At 63.4% G+C, this 21432-nt stretch carries 18 protein-coding genes and 1 riboswitch; of the genes, 14 read left to right on the forward strand and 4 right to left on the reverse strand.

Translation table 11 applies throughout. The features are described from left to right. The first annotated feature begins 274 nt into the window (after positions 1 to 274). The 3 genes from ACIPHN_RS08340 to ACIPHN_RS08350 all read left to right on the forward strand — a co-directional run bounded on the left by ACIPHN_RS08340 (position 275) and on the right by ACIPHN_RS08350 (position 2467). Positions 275 to 1780 (forward strand): DASS family sodium-coupled anion symporter, encoded by a 1506-nt coding sequence (locus ACIPHN_RS08340; RefSeq protein WP_400435114.1) that lies wholly within the window; start codon positions 275 to 277, stop codon positions 1778 to 1780. An 80-nt stretch (positions 1781 to 1860) separates the two neighbouring features. Further along, positions 1861 to 2142, forward strand: a complete 282-nt coding sequence (locus tag ACIPHN_RS08345; protein ID WP_400435116.1) for a type II toxin-antitoxin system RelE/ParE family toxin — start codon at positions 1861 to 1863, stop codon at positions 2140 to 2142. A 13-nt stretch (positions 2143 to 2155) separates the two neighbouring features. Next, a complete protein-coding gene (locus tag ACIPHN_RS08350) occupies positions 2156 to 2467 on the forward strand; it encodes a HigA family addiction module antitoxin (RefSeq protein ID WP_400435118.1) in 312 nt (103 codons plus the stop codon). Positions 2468 to 2538: 71 nt separating this feature from the next. Here ACIPHN_RS08350 and adhP read toward each other — a convergent pair whose 3' ends face one another. Together adhP and ACIPHN_RS08360 are read right to left on the reverse strand one after the other, a co-directional pair. Beyond that, positions 2539 to 3564, reverse strand: coding sequence for an alcohol dehydrogenase AdhP (gene adhP / locus ACIPHN_RS08355; RefSeq protein ID WP_400435120.1), 1026 nt, complete (start codon positions 3562 to 3564; stop codon positions 2539 to 2541). 249 nt (positions 3565 to 3813) lie between these two features. Then, positions 3814 to 4572 (reverse strand): DeoR/GlpR family DNA-binding transcription regulator, encoded by a 759-nt coding sequence (locus ACIPHN_RS08360; RefSeq protein ID WP_400435122.1) that lies wholly within the window; start codon positions 4570 to 4572, stop codon positions 3814 to 3816. 181 nt (positions 4573 to 4753) lie between these two features. Here ACIPHN_RS08360 and glpD point away from each other — a divergent pair, with 181 nt between their 5' ends. The 8 genes from glpD (at position 4754) to glpK (ending at position 14147) form a co-directional block, all read left to right on the forward strand. Further along, positions 4754 to 6292 (forward strand): glycerol-3-phosphate dehydrogenase, encoded by a 1539-nt coding sequence (gene glpD / locus ACIPHN_RS08365; RefSeq protein ID WP_400435124.1) that lies wholly within the window; start codon positions 4754 to 4756, stop codon positions 6290 to 6292. A 49-nt stretch (positions 6293 to 6341) separates the two neighbouring features. Further along, on the forward strand, positions 6342 to 7442 hold the full coding sequence (locus ACIPHN_RS08370; protein WP_400435126.1) for an ABC transporter ATP-binding protein: 1101 nt from the start codon (positions 6342 to 6344) through the stop codon (positions 7440 to 7442). Position 7443: 1 nt separating this feature from the next. Next, complete coding sequence (locus ACIPHN_RS08375; protein WP_400435128.1) at positions 7444 to 8532, forward strand: ABC transporter ATP-binding protein; 1089 nt, start codon at positions 7444 to 7446, stop codon at positions 8530 to 8532. Between the two features lie 4 nt (positions 8533 to 8536). Continuing rightward, entirely contained in the window at positions 8537 to 9430 is an 894-nt protein-coding gene (locus tag ACIPHN_RS08380) for a carbohydrate ABC transporter permease (RefSeq protein ID WP_400435130.1), read from the forward strand. Further along, on the forward strand, positions 9423 to 10241 hold the full coding sequence (locus ACIPHN_RS08385; protein WP_400435132.1) for a carbohydrate ABC transporter permease: 819 nt from the start codon (positions 9423 to 9425) through the stop codon (positions 10239 to 10241). Before ACIPHN_RS08380 ends, ACIPHN_RS08385 begins: the two co-directional genes overlap by 8 nt. Positions 10242 to 10243: 2 nt before the next feature. Next, positions 10244 to 10528, forward strand: a complete 285-nt coding sequence (locus ACIPHN_RS08390; protein ID WP_400435134.1) for a DUF2160 domain-containing protein — start codon at positions 10244 to 10246, stop codon at positions 10526 to 10528. Between the two features lie 252 nt (positions 10529 to 10780). Next, entirely contained in the window at positions 10781 to 12517 is a 1737-nt protein-coding gene (locus ACIPHN_RS08395) for an ABC transporter substrate-binding protein (RefSeq protein ID WP_400435136.1), read from the forward strand. A gap of 142 nt (positions 12518 to 12659) precedes the next feature. Continuing rightward, positions 12660 to 14147 (forward strand): glycerol kinase GlpK, encoded by a 1488-nt coding sequence (gene glpK / locus ACIPHN_RS08400; protein ID WP_400435138.1) that lies wholly within the window; start codon positions 12660 to 12662, stop codon positions 14145 to 14147. Here glpK and ACIPHN_RS08405 read toward each other — a convergent pair. Then, positions 14144 to 15382 (reverse strand): HD-GYP domain-containing protein, encoded by a 1239-nt coding sequence (locus ACIPHN_RS08405; protein WP_400435140.1) that lies wholly within the window; start codon positions 15380 to 15382, stop codon positions 14144 to 14146. The genes glpK and ACIPHN_RS08405 overlap by 4 nt on opposite strands. Before the next feature lie 161 nt (positions 15383 to 15543). After that, a riboswitch (Fluoride riboswitch) is annotated at positions 15544 to 15616 on the forward strand. Between the two features lie 98 nt (positions 15617 to 15714). On the opposite strand from ACIPHN_RS08405, the gene ACIPHN_RS08410 reads away from it, so the two are divergent. The 3 genes from ACIPHN_RS08410 (at position 15715) to ACIPHN_RS08420 (ending at position 20060) form a co-directional block, all read left to right on the forward strand. Continuing rightward, entirely contained in the window at positions 15715 to 16965 is a 1251-nt protein-coding gene (locus ACIPHN_RS08410) for a voltage-gated chloride channel family protein (RefSeq protein ID WP_400435142.1), read from the forward strand. Positions 16966 to 17464: 499 nt separating this feature from the next. Then, positions 17465 to 19285 (forward strand): methyl-accepting chemotaxis protein, encoded by a 1821-nt coding sequence (locus ACIPHN_RS08415; protein ID WP_400435144.1) that lies wholly within the window; start codon positions 17465 to 17467, stop codon positions 19283 to 19285. 127 nt (positions 19286 to 19412) lie between these two features. After that, positions 19413 to 20060: a PEP-CTERM sorting domain-containing protein gene (locus tag ACIPHN_RS08420; protein ID WP_400435146.1), complete on the forward strand. Its 648-nt coding sequence runs from the start codon at positions 19413 to 19415 to the stop codon at positions 20058 to 20060. A 69-nt stretch (positions 20061 to 20129) separates the two neighbouring features. Here ACIPHN_RS08420 and ACIPHN_RS08425 read toward each other — a convergent pair whose 3' ends face one another. Next, on the reverse strand, positions 20130 to 21404 hold the full coding sequence (locus tag ACIPHN_RS08425) for an MFS transporter (RefSeq protein ID WP_400435148.1): 1275 nt from the start codon (positions 21402 to 21404) through the stop codon (positions 20130 to 20132). Between the last annotated feature and the right edge of the window lie 28 nt (positions 21405 to 21432).

Genomic DNA, 21432 nt, shown 5'->3' on the forward strand with positions numbered 1-21432 from the left:
AATGATAATCGTTAGCAATTGTTGGGATTTTGTAAGAAATGGTGGCCGATGATGTTGGGGGGAGACAAGTCGCTGTCGGTCGCCAAGGTGGCCGAGGACCTGCGCGATATTGATTTGGGGTAATAAAATCCGGCTTTTGCTAGCGCAGATCAAATCATGGCCAGACTGCCGCCGCGTTCGCCACGCGGCCTCACTATACTGGGGCCGGTTCTATCGACAGCCTCATGAGGGCTGTCCCGACGGACCGCCATTGATTCGTTCCAGGGATGACGCGATGCTCGCCAAACTCAAAGCCACTTTCAACTACTTCAATGACGCAGTGCCGTTCAGGCTGCTGCCGGCCCTGATCACCACGGCCGTGCTGATCCTGCTGCTGCTCACGCCTTGCCCGCCCGGACTGGCACCCAAGGCATGGACGCTGGTGGCCATCTTCCTCACCACCATCGTGGCCATCATCCTGAAGGTCATGCCCATCGGCGTGATGGCGATGATGGCCATCGTCATCGTCTCGCTGTCGCAGGTCACCTCCGATTCCTCCAAGGGCGCCATTGCCGATGCGCTGGCCAGCTTCTCCAATCCGCTGATCTGGCTCATCGTGGTAGCCATCCTGATCTCGCGCGGGCTGAAGAAGACTGGCCTGGGGCGGCGTGTGGGCCTGATGTTCATCGCCCTGCTGGGACGTCGTACCATTGGTATCGGCTACGGCCTGGCCATCTGCGAGCTGGTGCTGGCGCCTTTCACGCCCAGCAATACGGCGCGCGGCGGCGGCATCGTGCATCCCGTCATGAAGTCGATCGCCAATGCCTTCGACTCCGATCCCGCCAAGGGCACGCAGAACAAGGTGGGCAGCTACCTGGCGCTGGTCAACTACCACGCCAATCCGATCACCTCGGCCATGTTCCTCACCGCCACCGCGCCCAATCCGCTGGTGGTGAACTACGTGGCCAAGGCCACCGGCCATGCGCTGCAACTGTCCTGGACCACCTGGGCGCTGTGCATGCTGCTGCCGGGGCTGGTGTGCCTGCTGCTCATGCCACTGGTGATCTACCTGATCTCGCCGCCCGAACTCAAGGCCACGCCCAATGCGGTCGATTTCGCCCGCAGTGAACTGGCGACCATGGGGCCGCTGGGGGCCAGCGAGAAGGTCATGCTGGGGACCTTCGGCCTGTTGCTGCTGCTATGGGCCAATGTACCGGCCATGCTGCTGGGCCAGGCCTTCACGCTCGATCCCACGGTGGTGGCCTTCGTTGGACTGTTCGTGCTGATCATTACCGGCACCATCGACTGGGACGACGTGCTCTCCGAGAAGAGCGCCTGGGATACCCTGGTTTGGTTTGGTGCACTGGTGATGCTGGCCGAGCAATTGAACAAGACCGGCGTGGTGGCCTGGTTCTCCGACGGCATGAAGGCGGCCATCGTCGCCAGCGGCATGGGCTGGTTTGCGGTGGCGGCGGTGCTGTTGCTGGTGTTCGTGCTGTCGCACTATTTCTTTGCCAGCACCACGGCCCACATCAGCGCCATGCTGCTGGCCTTCCTCACGGTGGGGGCGCAACTGCTGCCGCCGCAGTACGTGATGCCCTTCATGCTGATGATGACGGCCGGCTCGGCCATCATGATGACGCTGACGCACTACGCGACCGGTACCTCGCCCATCATCTTCGGTAGCGGCTATGTCTCCATGGGCAAGTGGTGGGGCGTGGGCTTCGTGATGGCTGTGGTGGAGTTGCTGGTGTTTGCGACGGTGGGGAGTGTGTGGTGGAAGGTGTTGGGGTTCTGGTAGGGGCGTAGTATCTGTTCGTATCGTGGGAGTGGTCAGAATAATATCGTTTGACGTTACTATTGTATGGCGTTACTATTCCCATGATTGAAAATTTCAAGTGTTCTGATACCCAGGCCTTGTACGAAGGTCGGCGCGTAAGCCGTTTCGTCAATATCGAGCGCGCCGCCCTGCGCAAGCTGCGACAACTGGAAATTGCAGTGCTGCTGGCCGATTTGAGGATTCCACCTCAGAACCGTCTCGAACTGCTCAAAGGCAGTCGACGCGGGCAATACAGTATCCGGATCAACAATCAATGGCGTCTGTGCTTTGTATGGAAAGAGGGCAGCGCATTCGACATCGAGATCGTCGATTACCATCGTTAGGAGGCAAGTGAGCATGGTTCGTCAAATTGCACCGGTGACACCGGGAGAGTTGCTCCTCGAAGAGTTCCTCCTGCCCATGGGGATCACCCAATATCGCTTGGCGAAGGAAATCGGCGTGTCCCAACTGCGTATCAGCGAAATCGTCAATGGCAAGCGCGCCATCACGGCCGACACTGATCTGCGACTGGCGCGCTTCTTTGGATTGTCCGATGGATACTGGCTGCGTGCCCAGGTGGCCTATGACATGGAGATCGCCCGCGACAAGATGCGCGATGTGCTGGCCGGCATCCGGCAATGGCAACCCAGGGAACAGTCATCGACCTGATTTTCCCGCGCAGATGAAAATGGCGGCTCACTTCCATGAGCCGCCATTTTTCTTGCCCGCGAAGACCGCGCCTACCTCAGATCCAGCACGATACGTCCGTCAATCTTGCCTTCTTCCATGCGCGCGAAGATGGCATTGATGTTCTCCAGCTTGTCCCAATTGAAGGTGGCGGCGACCTTGCCTTCGGCGGCGAAGACCAGCGATTCTTCCAGGTCCTGGCGGGTGCCGACGATGGAGCCGCGCACCGTGATGCGCTTCAAGACCGTATTGAACACCGGCAGGGTGATGTCGCCCGGCGGCAGGCCGACCAGGGCCATGGTGCCGCGCGAACGCAGGAAACCGAACGCCTGTTCCATGGCCTTGGGCGAGACCGCCGTGACCAGCGCGCCGTGGGCGCCGCCGATGATGCGCTGTACCTCGTTGACCGCGTTGATGTTACGACCATCGACGACCAGATCTGCGCCCAGCTTCTTGGCCAGCGCCAGCTTGTCTTCGTGGATGTCGGCGGCGACCACGTGCATGCCCATGGCCTTGGCGTATTGCACGGCCATGTGGCCCAGGCCGCCGATGCCGGAAATCACCACCCATTCACCGGGACGTACCTCGGTTTCCTTCAAGCCCTTGTAGACGGTCACGCCGGCGCACAGCACTGGGGCGGCCGGGCCGAACTCCAGGCCGTCGGGCAGGCGGCCCACATAGTTGGGATCGGCCAGGCCGTACTGGGCAAAGCTGCCATTGACGGAGTAGCCGGTGTTCTGTTGTTCTGCGCACAGGGTTTCCCAGCCGGTGCGGCAGGGCTGGCAGCAGCCGCAGGCAGTGTGCAGCCAGGGCACGCCGATGCGGTCGCCCTCCTTGATGCGCTTGACGCCGGCGCCCAGCGCGGCGACATAGCCGGTACCTTCGTGGCCGGGGATGAAGGGCGGCTGGGGCTTGACCGGCCAGTCACCATGGGCGGCATGCAGATCGGTGTGGCACACGCCACTGGCTTCGAACTTGACCAGGATCTGGCCCGGACCGGGCGTCGGGATGGGGACTTCCTCGATCGACAGGGGCTTGCCGAATTCGCGGACGACGGCGGCTTTCATGGTTTGCGTCATATGCACTCCTTGAGGGGGATCATCAGGATGCGTGCAAGCTGGCGGCGGCTTCGCGACTGCATGAGTCACCTGCCTTGCCTGTGCGCGCATCCCACTATCCCCTCGCCGTGCAGCGACGACAATCGATGAATGCGGATGAATTGATCCATGTCTCCCAGTGCCCGAAAACAGGGAAGGGTGACTCGTAAAACAGCGTAATGACTTAACCGGAAATCAACAAAATGAAATCAGCAACATTGCACCGGATCATCATTTCGCGATCACGACTTCCACCTCGGTCTCGGCCAGTACCTTGGCCAGCTCCGGGGGCGGCGGTGCGTCGGTGAAGAGCACATCGATCTGCGACAGGTGCGCCATCTTCACCAGCGCCTGCCGGCCGAACTTGCTGGCGTCGGCCACCAGCCAGACCTGGCGCGATTGTTCGATGATGGTCTGGGCCACCTTGACCTCGCGCGCGTCGAAGTCACGCAGCACGCCATCCATCTCGATGCTGGAGATGCCGATGATGCCGATGTCGACCTTGAACTGGCGGATGAAATCGATGGTGGCTTCACCCACCACGCCACGGTCACGCGGGCGCACCACGCCGCCGGCGATGATGACTTCCAGTTCGGGATTGCTGCCCAGCGTGGTGGCCACGTTCAGGTTGTTGGTCACCACATGGAGGTTCTTGTGCTGCTGCAGGGACTGCGCCACCTCTTCGGTGGTGGTGCCCAGGTTCAGGATCAGCGAGCAGCCATCCGGCACGCGCGCGGCCACGGTGCGGCCGATGCGGCGCTTGGCCTCGGCATGCATGACCTGGCGCTGCGGATAGGCGATGTTCTCGGTCGAGGACAGCAGGCCGACCCCGCCGTGATAGCGCGCCAGCAGGCTCTCGTCGACCATGGCCTTGACGTCGCGACGCACCGTCTGGGTGGTCACGTTGAGTTGTTGCGCCAGTTCTTCTACCGAGATCGTGCCGTGCTTGCGCACGCACTCCAGCAGGGTTTGTTGCCTGGGATTGAGCATTTTTCTATTGAAAACCGGATAACAATTTTGATCGAATACGAACATTAAAAAACATAAACGAACTTAAAACAACAAATAATTGTTGATTTACTTTCGGGATGTCGCTTATCTTACGGTGCATCGGCAATTCCCGGGAAATGAATGGGCATTGCGCGCAACGAATGAAGCGGAGAAGAGGCGAATGGCGCTCGAATACGATCTGTTGGTGGTAGGCGGTGGCATCAACGGCGCAGGCATTGCCCGCGACGCGGCCGGCCGTGGCTTGCGGGTGTTGCTGTGCGAGCAGCATGACCTGGCCCAGCACACTTCGTCGGCCAGTACCAAGCTGATCCATGGCGGCTTGCGCTATCTCGAATATTACGAATTCAAGCTGGTGCGCAAGGCCCTGCAGGAGCGCGAAGTGCTGCTGCGCTCGGCGCCGCACATCATCTGGCCATTGCGCTTCGTCATGCCGCATGACGCCAACCAGCGCCCGGCCTGGATGATCCGCGCCGGCCTGTTCCTCTACGATTACCTGGCCAAGCGCGAGATCCTGCCGGCCTCCGAAGGCGCCAACTTCAGCCGCCACGTGGCCGGCCAGCCGCTCAAGGGCGATTACCACCGTGGCTTCGTCTATTCCGATGGCTGGGTGGATGATGCACGCCTGGTGGTGCTCAATGCCATGGATGCGCAGGAGCGTGGCGCCCGCGTGCTCACCCGTACCCGCTGTGCCAGCGTGCGTCGCGAAGGCGATCTCTGGCATGCCGTGCTGGAACACCAGCAGGGTGGCGGCGTGCAGCTTGAGGAAGTGCGCGCCCGCGCCATCGTCAATGCCGCCGGTCCCTGGGCCGCGCGCTTTGCGCAATCGGTGCCGCAGGCCAAGGCGGGCCGCAGCCTGCGCCTGATCAAGGGCAGCCACATCGTGGTCAAGCGCCTGTTCGATCACCCGTATGCCTATATCTTCCAGAACCCCGACAAGCGCATCATCTTTGCCATTCCCTACCAGGATGAGTTCACGCTGATCGGCACCACCGATCTCGAATACCACGGCGACGCCGGCAAGGTCGAGATCGATGCGGGCGAGATCGATTACCTGTGCGAGATGGCCAACCGCTATTTCAAGCGCCAGATCTCGCGCGACGACGTGGTCTGGACCTATTCCGGCGTGCGTCCGCTGCTGGACGACAGCGCCGAGAACGCCTCGGCCGTCACCCGCGACTACCTGCTCGAATGCGATGACGCTGGCGCCCCCATGTTGAACGTCTGGGGCGGCAAGATCACCACCTACCGCAAGCTGGCCGAGGAAGCGCTGGCCATGCTGGCGCCCAGCCTGGGGGCGTCCACGCGCTCGTGGACGGCGACCGCACCGCTGCCGGGTGGTGACCTGCAGCAGGCCGGCAAGCTGGTCGGCCGCTACGATTTCGATGCTTTCCTGCGGAGCTTCCAGGCGCGCCATCCATGGCTGCCGGACGCACTGGCGCGTCGTTATGCACGCAGCTATGGCACCCGCGCCGAACACATCATCGGCCAGGCCGACCGCATGGCGGCGCTGGGCGAGGAACTGGCGCCCGGCCTCTACGAGGCCGAGGCGCGTTACATGGTCCAGGCCGAATGGGCGCGCAGCGCCGACGACATCCTGTGGCGCCGCAGCAAGCTGGGGCTGCACTGTCAGCCGCAGCACCGGGAGCGGCTGGAGGCCTGGCTGGCGCAATTGCCGGACCCGGGCTCACCGCCCCGCTAAGCCCAGGTCGCCGCAAGCCATCAATCAAAAATAGCAGTGAGGAGACAGCGTGACCCTGGAACTAAGACAAGTGGCCAAGACGGTCGGTGCCCAAACGCACCTGTACCCGCTTGACCTGAGACTGGCCGCAGGCGGGATCAATGTCCTGCTCGGCCCCACGCAGGCCGGCAAGACCTCGCTCATGCGCATCATCGCCGGCCTCGACAAGCCTACCGCCGGCAACGTGCTGGTCAATGGCCAGGACGTGACCGGCGTCGGTGTACGCGAGCGCAACCTGGCGATGGTCTACCAGCAATTCATCAACTATCCCGGCCTGACGGTGTTCGAGAACATCGCCGCCCCGCTGCGCCTGCAGAAGCAGCCCGCGGCCGAGATCAAGCGCCGCGTCACCGAGATCGCCGAGAAGCTGCACATCGCCCACCTGCTGCAACGCCTGCCGGGCGAGCTCTCCGGCGGCCAGCAGCAGCGCACCGCGCTGGCGCGTGCGCTCATCAAGCGCGCGCCGCTGGTGTTGCTGGACGAGCCGCTGGTCAACCTCGACTACAAGCTGCGCGAGGAATTGCGCAGCGAACTGATTTCGCTCTTCACCAATGGCGACACCACGGTGGTCTATGCCACCACCGAGCCGCAGGAAGCACTGCTGCTGGGCGGCCATACGGCAGTCATGCATGAGGGCCGGCTGCTGCAGTTCGCACCGACCCTGGAGCTGTTCAATTCGCCCGCCTCCACCCAGGTCGCAGCGATCTTCAACGATCCGCCGATGAACCTGCTGGATGCCACCGCCGAGGCTTCCCCCGAGGGTGTGGTGACCCTGAAGATGAATGACGGCTGCGTGCTGGAGATCCGTGGACGCAAGCTGTATCTGGCCCCCGGCCAGCGCTGCAAGCTGGGCGTGCGCTGCAACGACGTGCGCCTGCAAGCGCTGAGCGCACCGGGTGTGCAGCTCGGCTGCAGCGTGTCGCTGGCCGAACTGAGCGGCTCCGAGACCTATCTGCACCTGCGCCACGGCGACATGCCGCTGGTGGCACAACTTTCGGGTGTGCATGACTGCGCCATCGGCAGCACGGTCCAGGTCAGCATCGCCGCTTCGCAAGCATTCCTGTTCGATACCGAGGGCCGCCTGTTGAGCGCCCCGATGGAGATTCACTGACATGGCCCGCATCGAATTCAGAAACCTGGGCCACGCCTATAGTGGCCAGCCTGCCAGTCTCAAGGACTACGCCCTGCAACCCATGAACATGGTGTGGGAAGACGGTGGCGCCTATGCCTTGCTGGGCCCCTCCGGCTGCGGCAAGTCCACGCTGTTGAACATCATCTCGGGGCTGCTGCAGCCCTCCGAAGGGCAGGTGCTGTTCGACGGCGTCGATATGACCCGCATGGCCACCCGCGATCGCAACATCGCCCAGGTGTTCCAGTTCCCGGTGCTCTACGACACCATGAGCGTGTTCGACAACCTGGCCTTCCCGCTGCGCAATCGCAAGATGGCCGAGCGCGAAGTGCAGGCGCGCGTGCACGAGATCGCCGAGATGCTCGATCTCTCGCGTGACCTCAGGCAGCGTGCTGCCGGCCTCTCGGCCGACGCCAAGCAGAAGATCTCGCTGGGACGCGGACTGGTGCGCAAGGACGTGGCGGCCATCCTCTTCGACGAACCGCTGACGGTGATCGACCCGCACATGAAGTGGGAGCTGCGCCAGAAGTTGAAGGAGATCCATCACCAGCTCAAGCTCACCCTGATCTACGTTACCCACGACCAGGTCGAGGCACTGACCTTCGCCGATGAAGTGGTGGTGATGACCGACGGCAAGGTGGTCCAGCAGGGCCAGCCGGAGGCGCTGTTCCTGCGTCCCGACCACACCTTCGTCGGTTATTTCATCGGCAGCCCTGGCATGAATTTCTGCCCGCTCTCCATCGAGGGCGATGCGGTCATGATCGGCCAGCAGCGCGTGCAGGTGGAACCGGCGCAATTGCAGGCGCTCAAGAACGCCAACGGTGAACTGAAGCTGGGCATCCGCCCCGAGTTCGTCGAGCTGGCTGCCGCCGGTAGCCCTGGCGCGGTCAGCGCCGAGATCACCCAGGTCCAGCACCTGGGCACCAGCCAGCTGGTGACAGCCCAGATCGAGGGCATGAGCATCAAGGCCCGCGTGGCGCCCGAGACCCGGGTAGCTACCGGAGCGCAGTGGCTCAGCCTGGCAGGGGCGCAGACGATCTACTTCAGCAACGACCAGAGAATAGGGCGCTAAGCACATGAATAAGCCATATAACAACAAGGCCTGGTTCTTCATCCTCCCGGTCTTCCTGACGGTGGCCTTCTCGGCCATCATCCCGCTGATGACGGTGGTGAATTACTCGGTGCAGGACATCATCAGCCCCGAACAGAAGGTCTTCGTCGGCCTGGAGTGGTTCAAGGACGTGATGCGCGACAGCGAGCTGCATTCGGCCCTGCTGCGCCAGCTGATCTTCTCCTTCTGCGTGCTGCTGGTACAGATCCCGCTGGGTATCGTGCTGGCCCTGGCGATGCCCCACAAGGGCTGGAAATCCTCGGCCACCCTGGTGATCCTGGCCATGCCCCTGCTGATTCCATGGAACGTGGTCGGTACCATCTGGCAGATTTTCGGACGTGGCGACATCGGCCTGGGCGGCTATGTGCTCAACCTGCTGGGCAGCGGCTACAACTACGCCTCCAATCCGCTGGATGCCTGGCTGACCGTGCTGGTGATGGATGTCTGGCACTGGACTCCGCTGGTGGCACTGCTGGCGTTTGCCGGCCTGCGCTCCATCCCCGATGCCTACTACCAGGCGGCGCAGATCGATGGCGCCAGCCGCTGGGCGGTGTTCCGCTACATCCAGCTGCCCAAGATGCGTGGCGTGCTGGTGATCGCGGTGCTGCTGCGCTTCATGGACAGCTTCATGATCTACACCGAGCCCTTCGTGCTGACCGGCGGCGGTCCTGGCAACTCGACCACCTTCCTGAGCCAGTACCTCACGCAAAAGGCGGTAGGCCAGTTCGACCTGGGTCCGGCGGCGGCATTCTCGCTGATCTATTTCCTCATCATCCTGCTGTTGTCCTTCGTGCTCTATAACTGGATGCAGAGTGCCGGCAACGACAGCGCCAACGCCACCGGGGGCCATCATGAATAAGACCCAGGACAATACCGTCACGCGCATGCTGGTGATGGCGATTTACATCGCCTTCACGCTGATCCCGCTGTACTGGTTGCTCAATACCTCGCTCAAGACCAACGAAGAGACGCTGTCGGTCTTCACGCTCTGGCCCAACCAGCCGACGCTGAACAACTTCAAGGTGATCTTCACCGATCCCTCCTGGTACTCGGGCTACATCAACTCCATCATCTACGTGGCCATGAATACCGTCATGTCCCTGCTGGTGGCGTTGCCGGCGGCGTATGCGTTCTCGCGCTACCGCTTCCTGGGTGACAAGCACATGTTCTTCTGGCTGCTGACCAACCGCATGACGCCGCCGGCGGTGTTCCTGCTGCCGTTCTTCCAGCTCTATTCCACCATCGGCCTGTCCGACACCCACATCGCCGTGGCGCTGGCGCACATGCTCTTCAACGTGCCGCTGGCGGTGTGGATCCTGGAAGGCTTCATGTCGGGCGTGCCGCGCGAGATCGACGAGACCGCCTATATCGATGGCTTCTCCTTCCCGCGTTTCTTCGTGCGCATCTTCCTGCCGCTGATCAAGTCGGGGGTGGGCGTGACGGCCTTCTTCTGCTTCATGTTCAGCTGGGTCGAGTTGCTGCTGGCCCGCACGCTGACCTCGGTCAACGCCAAGCCCATCAGCGCCATCATGACCCGCACCGCCTCGGCGGCCGGCATGGACTGGGGCATCCTGGCCGCGGCCGGTGTATTGACGATTGTTCCTGGAGCACTGGTGATCTGGTTCGTGCGCAACCACATCGCCAAGGGCTTCGCGATGGGGAGAGTGTGATCATGGCAAGTGCATTTTCGTGGATGTCCTGGACGGCGCCGGTGGCGATCTTCTTCGCATGCGTGGCACTCATGCTGGTAGGCATGACGATCTGGGAGGTCCGCTCTCCCACCATCGAACGCAAGGGTTTCCTGCCCATGCGCACCACACGCGGCGATCGCCTGTTCATCGGCCTGCTCAGCGCGGCCTATATCAACCTGGCCTGGGTCGGACTGACCGACCTGGACCAATGGTATGCCGCAGTCCTGGGTTTGCTGGCATTACTGGTGATCATGCGAAAGGGTTGATCCGATGACTCCCGTTCGTCCTGAGTAGCGGCGTAGCCGCGTATCGAAGGCGCTTCTGCTTGAGCGCCTTCGATACGGCCCAGGTGGGCCTACTCAGTCCGAACGGATCGTATTCGTTGGGCCACGGTTTTGGGTTTTGTAGCAGCAGGCAACAGGCAGCAGATCTGACACTAGAACGGTCGTCCGGGGATTCTCCTTCCCTACCCGGCACGCCAAATCAGGGGAAGGTGACGAGGAGACATGATGCAGAACATGCGGAAAATCAAATTAACCGTCCTGGCCGGCGCCATGGCCATGGCCGGTATCACCGGTAACGCCTGGGCCGACATGAAGGCGGCCGAGAAGTGGGTGGATGCGGAATTCCAGCCCAGCACGCTGTCGCGCCAGCAGCAGGTCAGCGAAATGCAATGGTTCATCGACGCCGCCGCCAAGCTCAAGGCCAAGGGCGTCAAGGAAATCCACGTGGTCTCCGAGACCCTGGATACCCACGTCTACGAATCCAAGACCCTGGCCAAGGCCTTCGAGGAAATCACCGGCATCAAGGTCATCCACGATGTGATCCAGGAAGGCGACCTGGTCGAAAAGATGCAAACCTCGCTGCAATCGGGCAAGTCCATCTATGACGGCTGGGTCAACGACTCCGACCTGATCGGTACCCACTATCGCAACGGCCAGACGGTCGTGCTGTCGGACTACATGACCGGCACCGGCAAGGAATACACCAACCCCGGCCTGGACCTGAAGGACTTCATCGGCACCAGCTTCACCACCGCGCCCGATGGCAAGCTCTACCAGTTGCCCGACCAGCAGTTCGCCAACCTGTACTGGTTCCGCGCCGACTGGTTCGCACGCAAGGACTTGCAGGAAAAATTCAAGGCCAAGTACGGCTATGACCTGGGTGTGCCGCAGAACTGGTCGGCCTACGAGGATATCGCCGCCTTCTTCACCAACGACGTCAAGGAACTCGATGGCAAGAAGGTCTTCGGTCACATGGACTACGGCAAGAAGGACCCGTCGCTGGGCTGGCGCTTCACCGATGCCTGGCTGTCGATGGCCGGTGCTGCCGACAAGGGCTTGCCCAATGGCTTGCCGGTCGACGAGTGGGGTATCCGCGTCGCCGACGACAAGTGCACTCCGGTAGGCTCGTCGGTGGCCCGTGGTGGTGCTACCAACTCGCCTGCAGCGGTCTATGCCCTGACCAAGTACCTGGACTGGATGAAGAAGTTCGCTCCGCCCGAGGCACTGGGCATGACCTTCTCCGAAGCCGGCCCGGTGCCCGCACAAGGTCACATCGCGCAGCAGGTGTTCTGGTACAGCGCCTTCACGGCCGGCATGACTAAGTCCGGCCTGCCGGTGGTCAATGCCGACGGTTCGCCCAAGTGGCGCATGGCCCCTGGCCCGCACGGTCCGTACTGGAAGGAAGGCATGCAGAACGGCTACCAGGACGTCGGTTCGTGGACCTACCTGAAGAGCACCCCGCCGGACCAGATGGCGGCTGCCTGGCTGTATGGCCAGTTCACCACCTCCAAGACGGTGTCGCTGAAGAAGTCCATCGTCGGCCTGACCTTCATCCGCGATTCCGACATCCACTCGGATTACTTCACCAAGAACGCCGCCAAGTACGGTGGCCTGATCGAGTTCTATCGCAGCCCGGCACGGGTGGCATGGACCCCGACCGGCAACAACGTGCCTGACTATCCGAAGATGGCGCAGCTGTGGTGGAAGAATATCTCCTCGGCCATCTCCGGCGAGAAGACCCCGCAAGGTGCGATGGACAACCTGGCAGACGAGATGGATGGCATCATGGCCCGCCTGCAACGCGCCGGCATGAAGAACTGCGCGCCCAAGCTCAATGCCAAGAAGGACCCGGCCAGCTGGCTGTCCGACAAGGGCGCACCGTGGGCCAAGCTGGCCGACGAAAAGCCCAAGGGTGAAACCATCGCCTACGACAAGCTGTTGCAGGCCTGGAAGGATGGCCGCGTGCGTTAAGATGGCATGAGCTTTGCAGTGCATGTCATCCCGGCCTGGCCGGGATGACATTGTCGTTTTCTTGAGGCTGCTTTCAAGCCGCTTCCAAGCCGCTTTCAAGTCGGTATCAAGTTCGTTTCAAGTCCGTCAGCAAGGAACCACCATGGCCTATCTGCTCGCCCTCGACCAGGGTACCTCCAGCTCGCGCAGCATCATCTTCGATGAGCACGGCGCCATCGTCGCCACCGCCCAGCAGGAATTCCCGCAGATCTTTCCCCAGCCGGGCTGGGTCGAACACGATCCCCTGGACCTGTGGCACAGCCAGTTGCAGACCGCACAGAAGGTGCTGGCGCAAAGCGGCATCAAGGCCGATCAGCTGACCGCACTGGGCATTACCAACCAGCGCGAGACCACCGTGGTGTGGGAGCGCGCCACCGGCAAGCCGGTCTACAACGCCGTGGTGTGGCAGGACCGCCGCGCCGAAGTGGTCTGCGCGGCTCTGCGTGAACGCGGGCTGGGCGAGGCCATCCGCAAGAAGACCGGGCTGGTGCTGGACCCGTATTTCTCCGGCACCAAGCTGCGCTGGATCCTCGACAACGTCCCCGGATTGCGTGCGCGTGCCGAGCGCGGCGAGCTGCTCTTCGGCACCGTCGACAGCTGGCTGGTCTGGAACCTGACCGGTGGCCGCCTGCATGTGACCGATGTGTCCAATGCCTCGCGCACCATGCTGTTCAATATCCACACCGGCGCCTGGGATGCGCAATTGCTGGACTGGCTGGCGATCCCGGCGTCCATGCTGCCGCAGGTGCATGCCTCGTCCCATCTCTATGGCGAGATCGATGCCGCCCACCTGGGCGCGGCGGTGACCATCGGTGGCATCGCCGGCGACCAGCAGTCGGCCCTGTTCGGCCAGGCCTGCGTGCGTCCCGGCATGGCCAAGAATACCTATGGCACCGGTTGCTTCATGCTGCTGCAGACCGGTGACCAATGCGCGACCTCGCACAATGGCCTCATCAGCACGGCCGCCTGCCAGGTCGACGAGAACAAGCAATATGCGCTGGAAGGCAGCGTCTTCATCGGCGGCGCCGTGGTGCAATGGCTGCGCGATGGCTTGAAGGCCATCAAGACCTCCACCGACGTGGAAGGCCTGGCGGCGTCGGTGGAAGATTCGGGGGGCGTGGTGTTCGTGCCGTCCTTCACCGGACTGGGGGCGCCGTACTGGAATCCCTCGGCCAAGGGCGCCATCGTCGGCCTCAGTCGTGGCAGTACGGTGGCGCACATCGCGCGCGCGGCGCTGGAGTCGATCGCCTTCCAGAGCACCGCCCTGCTCAATGCGATGGTGCGTGATGCGGTCTCGCCGATCACCGAGCTACGCGTGGATGGCGGGGCGTCGGCCAACAACCTGCTGCTGCAGTTCCAGGCCGACCTGCTGGGCATCCCGGTGATCCGGCCGCAGGTGACCGAGACCACCGCACTGGGTGCGGCCTATCTGGCGGGTCTGGCGACCGGTGTGTATCGCGATCTGTCGGAGCTGTCGGCGCAGTGGCGCATGGAGCACACCTTCCTGCCCACCATCGGCCGTGACCAGGCCCAGGCGCGTATCCATGCCTGGGAAGCTGCCATCCGTCAGGTCAGTGCCGGCCAGGACTAGGCGCTTGTCACCGGCGGCGCGCCGGTGCTGAGCAACTGCATGGAATCGAGGTGGCTCAGGCGTGCCCATTCCTCGCCGCCGCGGGCGACGATGGTGTCGGCTTCGGGGGTGGCCAGCAGGTCGAGGATTTCGGTGTCGCTGACCTGCATGTCGTCGTTGTAGCGGAACACCTTCAACACCGGCCGGGTCAGGTCCTGGGCGTTCTGGCGGACAACGAAGCCGGAGCGGCCCGACTCCAGCTTGACGATGGAGCCGACCGGATAGATGCCCAGCGTCTTGACGAAGGCCAGGAACATGGCGCGGTCGAAATGGCCGGTCCAGCCGGCCATGGTCGAGATCGCCTCGGCCGGATCCCAGGCGCGCTTGTAGGGACGGTCCGAGGTGAGGGCGTCGTAGACGTCGCAGATGGCCGCCATGCGGGCGTACAAGGTGATGGAACCGCTGCGCAGCGCATCCGGGTAGCCGTTGCCATCGATCTTCTCGTGGTGGTGCAGGCAGACGTCGCGGGCGTATTCGGGGACGTTGGGATCCTGGCTCAGGTATTTGTAGCCCAGCTCGGGGTGTTTCTTGATGAGCGTGAATTCCTCGTCGGTCAGCTTGCCTGGCTTGTTGAGCAGTTCGTGCGGGATGAAAGCCTTGCCCACGTCGTGCAGGAAACCACCCAGGCCGGCTTCGCGGCAGGATTTCTCGTCCAGGCCCAGCGTGCGGCCCAGCGCCACCATCAGGGCGCAGACCGCCACCGAGTGCAGGTAGGTGTATTCGTCGGCCAGCTTCAGGCGCAGCACGCTGAGAATGCCGTTGGGACTTTCCAGGACCGAACCGGCGATTTCTTCCACCACCGAGACGCAGCGCTCCATGTCCAGCACCCGGCCCATGCGGGCTTCGCTGAACATGGCCTTGGTCGCCTTCTTGGCTGTCTCGCGCAGGGCCACGGCATCCAGCAGCGTGGCGTCGATGGCTGGCACCGGGGGCGGTTCGCTGGCGTCGGCCGGTGCTGCGGCGCTGGGCGAGTCGGGGACGGCAGCGGCCTCCTCATCCTCGTCCGCGGCCACGTCCAGGCCCTTGGAAATATCGATCCAGCAATAGGCAATGCCACTGGCATGGGCCTGTTGCAGTTCGGCGTCATTCTTGAGGAGGAACTTGTTCTTCCAGAATGGATGGTCCAGCCATGCGGCTTCGAAACCGCAGAAATACATGCCGAGGACCAGATCCTCCACTTTGATTTTCTTTAACATTTCCTTGTATCTCTACGGCATACCGGGGCAACGAGGGACTGCGGCATCACGGTCAAATCAGGGTTGATCAGGATTGCCGGTTGTTAATCATCTCATATGAATGAGTGGATGTGAACGGTTGAGGTGGGCCGTGATTGTCGCTGCGGCCCAAACTTGCTAAGATGCGACGCGGAGATGGCATTCCTCCCCGAACCGCCGCCGGCCCGCGCCGCGGCTGATGATGCCTACGGAACCTGGATCCCCGGGACTGTAGGCACGCGCATATGGCAGACACGCCTGTGCAGCCATCCGTTCCTGTCGGCCAGGCTGGTAAAACCCACAATTGCTGCCACATGAACCTATCTTCCTTGCCTCACTCCCTGCGTCCGCTGCCCTACGCCTTCAAATGGTGCCTCATCGCTGCCCTGGTGGCCTTGCTGTCCGGCTCGGCCTCGGCTTTTTTCCTGTTTTCGCTGGAGTTGGCCACGCGCACCCGGGAGGTCCACCCCTGGCTGTTGTGGCTACTGCCGCTGGCCGGTTTTGCGGTGGGCTGGATCTACCTGCATGCCGGCCGTTCGGTCGAAGCCGGCAACAACCTGCTGATCGACGAGATCCATGACCCGGCCAAGGTGGTGCCCTTGCGCATGGCACCGCTGGTGCTCATGGGCACGGTGGTGTCGCACCTCTTCGGCGCCTCGGTCGGGCGCGAAGGGACGGCCGTGCAGATGGGCGGGGCGCTGGCCGACCAGTTGACGCATGTGTTCCGGCTGCGTCCGGAGGACCGCCGCATCCTGCTCATGGCCGGCATCAGCGCGGGTTTTTCCTCGGTGTTCGGCACGCCCATGGCCGGCGCCATCTTCGGGCTGGAGGTACTGGCCATCGGGCGCATGCGCTATGACGCCATCTTCCCCTGCTTCGTGGCGGCCATCGTGGCCGACCAGGTCGGCCTGCTGTGGGGCGTGCACCACACCCACTACCTGATGACGGCCAGTGCCCCGGTGACGCCCTGGACGCTGGCGGCGGTGATGCTGGCGGGCGTGGTGTTCGGGCTGGCCGGCATGCTCTTCGCGCGCACCACGCATGCCTTGTCGGCCTTCATGAAGAAGCATGTGGCCTATGCGCCGCTGCGCCCGCTGATCGGCGGCGTGGTGGTGGCGCTGGCGGTGTGGGCCTGCGGCACCCATCGTTATATCGGCCTGGGCATCGATGTCATCGTCGAGGCCTTCCAGCATCCTCTTGCATCCTGGGATTTCCTGGCCAAGGGCGTGTTCACGGTGGCGTCGCTGGGGACGGGCTTCAAGGGCGGGGAGGTGACGCCGCTGTTCTACATCGGCGCGACCCTGGGCAATGCCCTGGCGCCGGTGCTGCAACTGCCTTTCCCGCTGCTGGCGGCGCTGGGCTTCGTGGCGGTGTTCGCGGGGGCAGCCAATACCCCGCTGGCGTCCACGGTCATGGCCATCGAGCTCTTCGGTGCCGGCATCGGGCCCTTTGCGGCACTGGCTTGCGTGGTCAGCTACCTGTTCTCGGGTCATACCGGCATCTACAAGGCGCAGCGCCTGGGGCAGGCCAAGCAGCACGGGCCGCGCCTGCCGCCATCGCACTGACAAAAAAAAGCCCGTCCTTGGGGGACGGGCTGGAAAGATCCGCTGGATGTCGTCGCAGCGGACAAGGGGAAAGAGGAGTCCCGATGTCGCCACTGTAGGCCGCGAAAATTAAGCCAGACTTAAATCATCCCTGAATTTATTGCCATGCAGCAACGTCGCATGCGTGCATCATCCTTCCCTAAATTTGTGAGCCGACGAGAAATTCAGTCGGCCTCGCTGTTACTCTTGAACCCAATCGGATTGCTGCACAACAACGGGGGAGGGATCCGAGCATGGCGACGAGTCAAGGCTGCGTGGGGGCACGCGCCGGCATCTGCCGGTCAGAAAGCCTGTTACTCGACCATTCCTGCGGCCCAGGTAACACCAGGGTCATAACAGCCCATTACATTGCAACCCGCTCCGGCCAGTCCGGGGGCTGGTTGCGCCCGCTTTATCCAGTCGCTCCACCCGACTTATCTCATCCACATCCACTGCCGGTACAGCACCGGTTCAACAGACCATGAAATTCTCTTCCTTGCGCACCCGGCTCATCGTCCTGTGTGGCGGCATCGTCGTGCTGGCGATGCTGGTCATCGTCCTGACCAACTTCCTGACGGCGCGCTCGCGCACGATGTCTGCGCTGGACAGCCAGATGGCGCAGCTGGCGCAGAGCCAGGCTGCCACCATCGCCGAATGGGCCGACTCCAAGAAGCTGGTGGTGCGCTCCATCAAGCAGGCCGCCGAGGCGGCCGATCCCATGCCCTTCGTGAAGGCGGCCGAGACCGCCGGCGGGTTCGACCTGGCCTACCTGGGCTATGCCGACAAGCATGCGGTGTTTTCCCAGCAGCGCAGTCGCGCCGCCGACTACGATCCGACCCAGCGCCCCTGGTACAAGCAGGCCGGCCAGGCCAATGGCCCCATCCTGACCGCGCCCTATACCAGCGCCAGTACCGGCAAGCTGCTGGTGACCTTCGCCGAAGCCGTTGGCAAGGATGGCCAGGTGGCTGCCGTGGCGGCGGCCGACGTGCTGCTCGACACCGTGGTAGCCGACGTGGTGGCCATCAAGCCTACGCCCAACAGCTATGCCTTCCTGGCCGACCTGTCGGGCAAGATCATTGCCCACCCCAATGACAAGCTGCGCCTCAAGCCTCTGTCCGACCTCGATAGCAGCATCACCGCGCAATCGCTGGGCGAGGCCATGAGCGCCAACGGCCACCAGGACGTGGCCTTGGATGGCCGCAAGCAGATGCTCTTCGCCGCTCGCGTGGCCGGTACCGACTGGTTGCTGGTGGTGGCGGTGGACCGCGCCGATGCGCTGGCTTCGCTGTCGGCCATGCTGGCCAGTTCGGGTGTCATGGCGGTGCTGGTGACGGTGCTGGCGGCGCTGGTGCTGGGCGCGCTGATCTCGGCCATCCTGCGCCGTCTCTCGGCGGTGCAGCGCGCGCTGGAAGAAATCGCCGATGGCGATGGCGACCTCACGCGCCGCCTCGATACCCACGACAGCAGCGATGAACTGGCGCGCATCGGCGCGGCCTTCAATCGCTTCGTCGACAAGGTCGAGCACGTGATGCTCGACATCCGCGACGCCAGCCACACCATCCATGCCGCCTCGCGCGACATCGCCAGCGGCAACATGGACCTGTCGCAACGTACCGAATCCCAGGCCAGCTCGCTGGAAGAGACCGCGGCGGCCATGGAGGAACTCACCTCCAGCGTGCGCCACAACGCCGACAACGCCATGCAGGCCAACCAGCTCTCGCAATCGGCCTCGGAGATCGCCGGCCGTGGCGGCGCCATGGTCGACCAGGTGGTGCAGACCATGAGCGCCATCAATGCCTCTTCGCAGAAGATCGTGGACATCATCAGCGTCATCGATGGCATCGCCTTCCAGACCAATATCCTGGCCCTGAACGCCGCCGTGGAAGCGGCGCGCGCCGGCGAGCAGGGACGCGGTTTTGCGGTGGTGGCCTCGGAAGTGCGTTCGCTGGCCCAGCGCTCGGCCACGGCGGCCAAGGAAATCAAGGTGCTCATCACCGACTCGGTGGAACAGGTCAAGGCCGGCGAACAGACCGTCAGCGATGCCGGCACCACCATCCGCAGCGTGGTCGAGAGCGTGCGCCGGGTCAGCGACGTGGTGGCCGAGATCAGCGCGGCCAGCCGCGAGCAGAGCCAGGGCATCAACCAGACCAACGACGCCGTGGCGCACATGGACCAGGCCACCCAGCAGAATGCGGCCCTGGTCGAGGAGGCTGCTGCCGGTGCCCAGTCGCTGCAGGAGCAGGCGGCCAGGCTGGCGGATGTGGTGGCGCTGTTCCGGCTCAGCGATGCGCGCCGGCAATGATTTCCGGGGGGTATCGAGCTGTGGCGGGCGTCAAACAACTCAGGAAAAATCTGAGTGCAAACGATGATTTTTTGACTACAATCAGACCATCGATCAATAATATTTCGACAACATCCTGGGAGGGGTCATGAAAGTCCTGTTCGCAGCCTTGCTGATGGCCCTGAGCACCGCCGTCCTTGCGACGCCGATATCGCCCAGCGCAGCTGACGTGACCCTGTCGGGTTCGCCGGCCGACGCCTTCACCTACACTAGCGGCAACGCCCAGTCGGGCCCCAACGGCGACCCGTCGCTGTTCAACACCAGCTTCACCGGTACCTGGAACCTGCTGGACAAGCTCGGTTCGAACGGCGCCCAGGTGGGCAGCGCCACGACCGTGCTGGGCTCCAATTTCACGCTGACGCTGAACCTGGGCAACAGTGGTAGCGCCGGCACCTGGAGCATCACTTCGACCAAGAACATCACGCTGGATCTGGTATTTGCCATGCATGCGGGCAATGTCACCGGTTCCTTCCTGTTCGACGACGTGAGCCTGCTGGCGGGCCAGACCCAGAACGGCACCTTTGCCATAAAGTGGCTCAACAACGGCGGCCAGATACCGGGGTATTCCAACCTGACCCTGTTCTACACCGATGCCGCACTGACAGTCGTACCGACGGCGACTCCGGTCCCGGAGCCGGCAGGCTACGCCCTGCTGCTGGCCGGCCTGGGCCTGATGGCGGTAATGGCACGACGTCGTCGTAACATGGCGACGGACATGCCTAGTGGCCTGGTCTGATCCCGGCAGACAGCCATAAAAAAACCGCGCTTCTCAGGCGCGGTTTTTTTTCGTGCGGCTGGTCGAGGATCAGCCTTCCTTGAGGTTGGGCAACAGTATCGTCAGCAATCCCGCCAGCGGCAGGAAGGCGCACAGGCCATAGACCCAGGCGATGCCGTAGAGGTCGGCCAGGTGGCCCAAGAGCGCCGCGCCAATGCCGCCGAAGCCGAACATGAGGCCAAAGAACACACCGGCGATCATGCCCACCTTGCCCGGCACCAGTTCCTGCGCATACACCACAATGGCCGAGAAGGCCGAGGAAATCACCAGGCCGATCACCACCGACAGCACCGCCGTCCAGAACAGGTTGGCGTGCGGCAGCATCAGGGCGAAGGGGGCCGCGCCCAGGATCGAGATCCAGATCACCAGCTTGCGGCCGATGCGGTCACCAATGGGGCCGCCGACGAAGGTGCCCACGGCCACCGCACCCAGGAACAGGAACAGGTAGAGCTGCGAGGACGCCACCGACAACTGGAAGCGGTCCATCAGGTAGAAGGTGAAATAGCTGGTGAAGCTGGCCATGTAGAAGTACTTGGAAAACACCAGCAATGCCAGCACCACCAGCGCGCGACGCACCGTGGCGGCGGGCAGCTGGTGGGTCGCACGCGGCTTGGCGCGGCCACGTACGGTCGCCAGGTGGCCGCGATACCAGGCCGATACCCGCGAGAGCACCGTGATGGCCAGCACCGCCAGTACCACGAACCAGGCCACATGGCTCTGGCCGTAAGGCACCACGATGGCCGCCGCCAGCAGCGGGCCGAAGGCCGAGCCGGCATTGCCGCCCACCTGGAAGGTCGATTGCGCCAGGCCGAAGCGACCGCCCGAGGCCATGCGCGCAATGCGCGAGGCTTCCGGGTGGAAGGTGGACGAGCCCACGCCGATCAGCGCCGCCGCCAGCAGGAAGGCGCCAAAGCTGCCCGCCAGCGCCAGCAGGATGATGCCCACCAGGGTGGCGACCGCGCCACTGGGCAGCAGCCAGGGCTGAGGGTGGCGGTCCGTGTACATGCCGATCCAGGGCTGCAGCAGCGACGCCGTGACCTGGAAGGTCAGGGTGATCAGGCCCACCTGCGTGAAGCTGAGGCCATAACCCGACTTGAGCATGGGATAGATCGAGGGCAGGAGGGCCTGGATCATGTCATTGATCATGTGCGCGCCGCCGCAGGCGAGGATGATGCTCATCACCAGCGGTTGCGCGGCCAGGGCCGAGGGCGAGGAAGTGGTGGGCGCGGTGGTCGATGAGGGCGAGGAGGGCGAGGAGGGCGAGGAGGGCGAGGAGGGCGCGCCGGTGTCAGTGGTACTGGTCATGGCAGTGGAGGGGGCAAGGTAATCACGA

This window comes from Herbaspirillum sp. NPDC087042, assembly GCF_044745245.1.
GTDB lineage: Bacteria > Pseudomonadota > Gammaproteobacteria > Burkholderiales > Burkholderiaceae_D > Herbaspirillum.